Origin of the sequence: Membranihabitans marinus, assembly GCF_021729155.1 — a bacterium.
In the GTDB taxonomy this organism is placed as follows: Bacteria; Bacteroidota; Bacteroidia; order Chitinophagales; family Saprospiraceae; genus Membranihabitans; species Membranihabitans marinus.
The window spans coordinates 50477-58281 of sequence record NZ_JAJQYA010000033.1; the positions used below are offsets into that span (position 1 = coordinate 50477).

A 7805-nucleotide genomic window follows, 5' to 3' on the forward strand; every position below is an offset into this window, starting at 1 on the left:
TTATTCTTTTCGATCTTGGTAATACATTACCAATTTACAATTGACGGTTATTTTCCGAATGATTTGTGTCCAAAATAAGAAAAAGGTTCTTATGTGAATAAGGTTTAGAATTGATAAGTGAACCCACTCAGGACGCAGTTGCCGTCTTCCTTCAATGCTATTATTATTGAAAAATGTAATTTAATACTTATCAATTTTAATGCAGTCTCGTCGCAGTGTAGAGACACAAAGCTTTGCGTCTCAGTTGACAATTTTGGGAGACGCAAGGCATTGCGTCTCTACGGTGCAAGCACTTTGGTCGTTCACACCCGAAGCCAGTGGCTTCGGTTCCCTCGCCAAATGTCCATTAAGGACATTTGGTTGCTCTAAGGAGCAACTTTGCTCGGTCATCTTCGTCAAATGCCGATTTACGGCATTTGGTTTCCTGTGAGGAAACTACACTCAGTCAAATTCAGTTATATTCGGTCATGTCTCTACGTTAAGGCGTGATTAAAATTTAAATCTATAGAATTTCACTTATTAATAATATTATATCGTCCCTTCAGGACTTCTTAATTGGGTGGATGATCTTTCATAGGGTTTCACCCTATGCTGACATATTTCGTCCTTATAGGACTTTTTTAAGCTTGAATGGCTTGATCTCATCGTAATTCGACAGCGAATTTCATAGATTCTAGTCATGCCACGGTGGCGTACCCACTCAGGACGCAGTTGCCGTCTTCCTTCAATGCTATTATTATTGAAAAATGTAATTTAATACTTGTCAATTTAAATGCAGTGTCGTCGCAGCGTAGAGACACAAAGCTTTGCGTCTCAGTTGACAATTTTGGGAGACGCAAGGCATTGCGTCTCTACGGTGCAAGCACTTTGCTCGTTCACACCTGGAGACAGTGGCACCGGTTCACTCATCAAATGCCTATTTAAGGCATTTGGTTGCTCTAAAGAGCAACTACATTCAGTCATATTAAGGACATTAGATACTACGTATTTTGCTCGTTCACATTTAGTTCATCTGGTTGCTCTTTGAGCAACTTTATTCAGTCGTGTACTTCATTCGTTCATGCTCCAGCGTGACTGCAACGTTGGTAGTAGAGACGCAATGCCTTGCGTCTCAAATGGTTGGTTTTGAGAGACGCAAGGCCAACCCACCCTTAGCATGTCAACGAATCCCATGAAATCTCGTCATACACAGAAGCATGACGAGATTACGTAATCAATAAAGAAGGTTTCTATTTTATTGTTATTTAAAAATAGAAAAATTTAAGGATGGATGGGGTGTATATCTTTTTTATTGTAGATAAATGTAATTATTAAAGGCCGTCCTTTGTCGGATTTTACTGAAATCGACGATTGGCGAAGCTTGTATTGTTATAGTGTGAGTTATTGTATTGTAAATGAGTCTTTTGTAGATGTGGATTTCATTGTTTTTCCATGTTTTTGAAGGACGATAATGTTAAAGTCTTGATCCGATATCGGTCATATGTTAAATTCCAAATAATATCTTAAATTTCATTGATCAATATCTTCATTATTGTGTTTTATTTTGGTAAATTTAATTTTATCTATTTTAAAGTTTATTGGATATGGCTGAGAAGAAAAAAATTGTAATCATCGGTGGCGGTTTTGCTGGTCTTAAATTGGCTCGAGAATTAAAGGGGTCTGGTTTTAGGGTAGTATTAATCGATAAGCATAATTATCACCAATTTCAGCCATTAATGTACCAAGTGGCAACTTCTCGGTTAGAGCCATCTAGTATAGCATTCCCCTTGAGAAAAGTTTTTCAATATGAAAAAGATATTCATATTCGATTAGCAGAAGTGGAGCGTATCGATACAGATTTAAAAAAAGTGTATACCGATCAATTTATAATGGATTATGACAAACTCGTTGTAGCAGTTGGAGCCACGACGAATTATTATGGTAACGAAGAGTTGAAAAAGTTTGCCATGCCCATGAAATCGGTACAAGAATCTATGGCGCTGCGCAATCGTATATTAATGACATTTGAACGGGCCATCTGCATGAGCGAAGATGAGTCCTTGCCTTTGATGAATTTTGTCGTTGTGGGCGGAGGGCCAACCGGTGTTGAGTTGGCTGGAGCCTTGGCGGAAATGAGAAAATATATTTTACCTAAGGATTATCCAGATCGCGATTTTAGTATGATGAAAATCTATCTTTTAGAAGGCGCTCAGGCCACCTTGGGAAGTATGAGTAAGAATGCACAAAAGTATTCTCAGTTGTATTTAGAGGAATTGGGAGTGATCGTTAAAACAAATACTATCGTAGAGTCTTATGATGGTACCGAAGTTGTCTTTAAGGGAGGAGGGAGTATATTGACCAAAAATCTCATCTGGGCTGCTGGGGTAAAAGGGAATACCTTACCTGGATTACCCAAGGACAGTATTGTGCGTGGAGGAAGATATAAGGTGGATCGATATCAAGCCGTTGCAGGTTTGAAAGATGTATATGCCATAGGGGATATTGCCTATATGGAAACAGAGAAATATCCTCATGGTCATCCACAATTGGCCAATGTGGCCATTAGCCAAGCTCAAAACCTCGCTCAGAATTTAATGAATGAGGAGAAAGGTGGGGTCCTAAATGCTTTTGAATATAAGGACAAAGGGTCGATGGCCACCGTTGGTAAGCGTCGTGCAGTGGTGGATTTGCCCAATGTGAAGTTTCAAGGTTGGTTTGCTTGGTTGACTTGGATGGCCGTCCATTTTTGGTTGATATTGAGTGTGAAAAATAAATTGACGATATTTATTAATTGGATGATGAGTTATTTCAATAACGATTCGACTTTGCGAATAATATTGAGAGCCAATCGATCCAAAGTTACTGATACCATGCCTAAGCCCAGTTTGGAAGAAGTGTCGTAGCGGGGAAGGGGCAATGGTTAATGGTTAGTTGTTAATGGTTAATTGTTAATGGTTAATTGTTAATGGTTAGTTGTTAATGATTAATGGTTAATGGCTGTAAGCGAACAAGCATGACCGAATATGACTGAATGTAGTTTCATCAAAAGTCGATTTGCGAGCCACCCCATCCACGACACGGTGGTCGTCTTCCTTTCGTCACTTTTTAATTATTTCTGTAAAACTAGTTGATTTTGTCAATCTTAAAGCAGTGTCGTCCCGACGCTGAGGTCGTGACTGTGGATATCGTATAAAACTTAACACTATTAGTTAAACTACAAATGTTAACTTTATAATTATGAAAAAGAAAAGAAGAAAATATGATTCAGAATATAAGGAGATGATAATCTCTTTAGTTAAGGAGGGGAAAAATTGTGCCCAAGTTGGAAGGGAGTATGGTATAAGTAGAAGTATGGTTAGTCGCTGGGTAAAAGAATATGACAACCCGGACAAACCAAGCTTTACAGGCAATGGGAATCAACGGTTAACCGAACAGGAAAAGAAGATTAAGGATCTTGAAAAAGCTTATTTAGACATGAAAATGGAACGAGATATCTTAAAAAAGGCAGCAGACTTCTTCTCCAAGAGGGACACAAAAAAAAATACGAATTTATAGAAGGTCATAAAGATCTCTATAGTGTTGAGAAGATGTGTAAGGTTTTTAAAGTGAGTCGAAGTGCTTATTTTTCATTTATACGTAGAGCTAAAAAGTCAAAATTAATCTTGAAAGAAAAAGAGGTTTTAAAATAGACAGATAAACGAAGTATTTGAATCGAGCATGGGGCGTTACAGAAGCTTAAAAGTCTATCATCAGTTTAAAAAAATGGGGATTAATTACTCACATAGTTGGAATACTAAATTGATGAAAGAAGTGGGCTTAAAAAGTATAGTTATGCGTAAATATCTTGTAGCTAACATTTTCGCAGCCTTCCGGTGTGATTACATTAAAATACCTCTAGTGATAATCCATGGATTTTCAGTAGTAGATACTCTGAGCGAAAATCATGACAATTCGGGGAAGGTTATTGATAAAGTTGAACCGTCTATGGTTTTTCTTTTTCTATATTAGAGAATTATTGAATAATTCAATCTAAATCTAGATATGAAATCAGCGATCAGACCCTATGTATTACTTGAAACCAATTGGAAAGAAGTTAAAAACACTGAATACAGTGTAGCTGTTTTACCTTGGGGAGCCACAGAAGCTCATAATTTTCATTTGCCCTATGGCACTGATCATTTTTTGGCGGAACATCTGGCCATTTCTGCCGCTGCAAAAGCATGGAATAGGGGGAGTAAAGTAATTGTGCTACCTGGTATTCCTTTTGGGGTCAATACTGGACAGATCGATATCCCCCTTTGTATAAATATGAATCCCAGCACTCAGTTGGCTGTATTGCGGGATGTAGTAGAGGTGGTTAAAGCTGCTGGAATCCATAAATTAATTATTCTCAATGCCCACGGTGGCAATCATTTTAAACAAATGATCAGAGAGTTATACCTAATCTTTCCCGAGGTATTTATCGCCGCCATTAATTGGTGGCAATCTGTGGATCCCAAACCATACTTTGAGGAAGTAGGAGACCATGCCGGAGAATTGGAAACCTCTGCTATGATGGCCATTCAGCCCCAGTTGGTATTGCCATTGGATGAGGCTGGCAGCGGTCGATCCTATGAATTTACCTTGGAAGGTTTGCGTGAAGGATGGGTACAAACTCAACGACTCTGGACCAAAGCTACAGCTGATACTGGAGTGGGCAATCCCATTCACTCTACTCCAGAAAAAGGGGAACGATATATCGCATCTTGTTCCGAAGCTATCTCCCAGTTTCTTACCCAATTGGCCGCTATTGATTTGAAAGATTTATACGAAAAGCAAGAATAGTAGTATCTTGTAATACGAGATGTTGACGGATAAGGCCATTTCTTTCGCGTTGAAAATAAATAAGTTGCAAATTCTATTGCCCACCCTTCGGTAAAATGTTAAAATTCAAAGAAGGTGGTCTTGGAATTCTAATGAAATTTTAATTACATTGCGTTGACTAATAATTGTTTTTTATTACAAATAGATAACTATATATAAATAAATATTATGGCAAAAATTACATTAAAAGGGAATCCTATCCATACGGTTGGAGAACTGCCCGCTGTTGGTAGTCATGTGTCTGATTTTAATTTGGTGAAGACGGATTTGTCATCGGCCAGCCTAAGTGATTTTAAAGGGAATAATTTGATCTTAAATATATTTCCAAGTATTGATACCGGTACTTGTGCTACTTCGGTACGCACTTTTAATCAAAAGGCCAGCGAGTTGAAAAACACCAAGGTGCTTTGTATAAGTAGAGATCTTCCATTTGCTCAAGCTCGATTTTGTGGTGCAGAAGGCATTGAAAACGTGGTGATGTTGTCAGATTTTAACACGGGGCAGTTTGGTAAGGATTATGGATTACAGATCGCCGATGGTCCTTTACAGGGTTTGCTTTCGCGATCAATTGTTATTGTAAACTCTGAAGGAGAGGTAGTGTATACCGAACAAGTTGCTGAAACAGTTGATGAGCCCAATTATGAAGCAGCCTTAAAGAATCTATAAACTTTAGCAAAGGTGTTAAATAGGTTTTAAAAATATTTTTAATCTAGTATTTACCTATAAATTAGAACTCATTGTGATAAGTGTTGCGATAGGATGTTTGGAAATCGCTATTGACAACAAAATGAACGGAATAGAATTATTGAGGTAATATAGTTGATCTGTATTGCCAGGAGTTCTTTGTGCTAAGAAATTAATAAAGTAGACCCCCTCGATGAAATTCAATTTTATATTTGGCTTGTTATTATTGGCCATCGGTTGTCAGAATGGTGACAAACAAAATTATGGTAAAGATATAAGTAGTGATGCATTGATGATCTCCCAAGGACAGAAAATCTTTGTGCGACAGTGCAGTTCATGTCACGACTTTAAGCAGAAAGGTATTGGTCCCAATTTAAGTGGGGTAACGCGCAGTGTCAGCAGTGCTTGGTTAAAAGGTTTTATTGCTGACCCAGCCAAAGTGATTAAGGACAATGATGCGAGAGCGGTGGCTTTATATGAGGAATTTAAGGCTGTTATGCCTGGATTTTCCAGTCTTACCGATGTAGAGATGGAATCCCTATTGAGTTATATGCATACCTATGAAAAGACAGTAACCGAAGTCCTCGATACTGTTCCATCTATTCTAAATCCTTATGCTGATACAGCTTCTTTTGCCGATGTGTCGATTGATCTTGAATTTATAACCCAAGTTCCAGCTTCCCACACTGAAGCCCCATTGGCTAGAATCAATAAATTGGAATGCGTAGGTGATCGAACATTGGTCTGTGATTTAAGAGGTCGTATGTATGAGTTGAAAAATGGTAAGACAGAGTTGTTCTTTTCCATGGAAGACGAAATAAAAGATTTTGTATCGGAACCCGGATTGGCCAGCGGATTGGGCAGTTTTGTATTTCATCCTGATTTTGCGACCAATGGCCTTTGGTATACCGTCCATACAGAACCTGGCAATACCAGGCCGGCTGATTTTCAATATGAAGATAGTATTGCGGTAATGTTGCAAGGTGTGGTTACGGAGTGGAAGATGGATGATGTAAATGACAAAGTTTTTTCCGGTAAAAAGAGAGAGTTATTAAGGGTAGATTACGTAACGGGTATACACGGAATGCAAGAATTAAACTTTAATCCGACGGCCAAAAAAGGCGATGCCGATTATGGGATGCTTTATATTGGAATGGGGGATGGGGGTAGTACTCATAAAGGGTATTCTCATATATGTAACCATCGCGGGCAGAGGATTTGGAGTAGTGTGATTCGAATAGATCCTCAAGGGAACAACAGCGATAATGGCAAATACGGTATACCTGTGGACAATCCCTACGTTGGCGAAGAGGCAAGGTGTCAAGAAATTTATGCCTATGGATTTAGAAATCCCAATCGAATTACTTGGGACAATAGGGGGCGAATGATTGTTTCCGATATTGGTCAGGCTCATATAGAGGAAATTAATATTGTGAGACCGGGTGGTTTTTATGGTTGGCCGATCAGAGAGGGGGAATTCACTCTTAATCCTTATGGAAATCAGAATAAAATATATCCTCTACCCGAAAATGATGACGATTATCAGGTGGTTTATCCCATAACAGCATATGACCACGACGATGGATTGGCTATAAGTGGAGGGTTTATTATGGAGAATGGTGATCGATTAAAGGGTAAATATGTTTTTGGAGACATTACCAGTGGTAAGATATTTTTCACCGATTTAGATGGGAAAGGCAAACCCGTAATTCAACGATTGGCCATTTATTACAATAACAAAAAGACTACGCTTCGCGAAATGTCGGGGAAATGGAGACAAGATCTTCGTTTTGGTAGAGATTGTGCGGGCGATATTTATGTAATGACCAAAGCCGATGGTCGAATATATAGATTAAAGGAACAGAAGTGAGCTATGGATGCGGAAAAGATTTAATACAGTCGTGTTCCAGATCATCTTGGCAGACAAAGCCAATGATTTATAGGTCAATTTGGAGCAGTTGTAGTAAATCCTCAGACGGGTAAAATAATTTCGGTTAACCCAACATCCTCTTCAAAAGCAGCCAGAATATTGGGCCAATTAGGTAATTGATTATGATTGTTAAATTTAAAAAATCAAGTTTAGATTTCTTGCTTCAAAAGCTTTTGGTTAATGAGGAGCTTAAATAGTTGGTTTTACCATAGAATACTCGGTCATTCTTGATAATGTCCCCTGCTGGCGGGCTGCCTGAAAGGCGGGGATAATGTCTTGTCCTAAAATAGGTTTACACAAAAACAATCAAAAATGAAGGAAAAAAGTAAATCAATTTCAGGATTACAAA

Annotated in this window: 5 protein-coding genes; all 5 read left to right on the forward strand. The window is 38.4% G+C overall.

Features of this window, described 5'->3' with window-relative positions:
- Positions 1-1583 precede the first annotated feature (1583 nt).
- Positions 1584-2882, forward strand: a complete 1299-nt coding sequence (locus LVD51_RS16540; protein ID WP_236972474.1) for an NAD(P)/FAD-dependent oxidoreductase — start codon at positions 1584-1586, stop codon at positions 2880-2882.
- 334 nt (positions 2883-3216) lie between these two features.
- The gene (locus LVD51_RS16545) at positions 3217-3534 is read left to right on the forward strand and encodes a transposase (RefSeq protein WP_236972475.1); all 318 of its coding nucleotides are present in this window, start codon (positions 3217-3219) and stop codon (positions 3532-3534) included.
- 486 nt (positions 3535-4020) lie between these two features.
- Complete coding sequence (locus LVD51_RS16550) at positions 4021-4803, forward strand: creatininase family protein (RefSeq protein WP_236972476.1); 783 nt, start codon at positions 4021-4023, stop codon at positions 4801-4803.
- A gap of 207 nt (positions 4804-5010) precedes the next feature.
- Positions 5011-5508: a thiol peroxidase gene (gene tpx, locus LVD51_RS16555; protein ID WP_236972477.1), complete on the forward strand. Its 498-nt coding sequence runs from the start codon at positions 5011-5013 to the stop codon at positions 5506-5508.
- A 211-nt stretch (positions 5509-5719) separates the two neighbouring features.
- A complete protein-coding gene (locus tag LVD51_RS16560) occupies positions 5720-7396 on the forward strand; it encodes a PQQ-dependent sugar dehydrogenase (protein WP_236972478.1) in 1677 nt (558 codons plus the stop codon).
- Positions 7397-7805 lie beyond the last annotated feature (409 nt).

Coding starts and splice junctions, on each gene's coding strand:
- LVD51_RS16545 (WP_236972475.1), top strand. CDS start 3,217: ATGAAAAAGAAAAGAAGAAAATATGATTCAGAATATAAGGAGATGATA.
- LVD51_RS16540 (WP_236972474.1), top strand. CDS start 1,584: ATGGCTGAGAAGAAAAAAATTGTAATCATCGGTGGCGGTTTTGCTGGT.
- LVD51_RS16550 (WP_236972476.1), top strand. CDS start 4,021: ATGAAATCAGCGATCAGACCCTATGTATTACTTGAAACCAATTGGAAA.
- tpx (WP_236972477.1), top strand. CDS start 5,011: ATGGCAAAAATTACATTAAAAGGGAATCCTATCCATACGGTTGGAGAA.
- LVD51_RS16560 (WP_236972478.1), top strand. CDS start 5,720: ATGAAATTCAATTTTATATTTGGCTTGTTATTATTGGCCATCGGTTGT.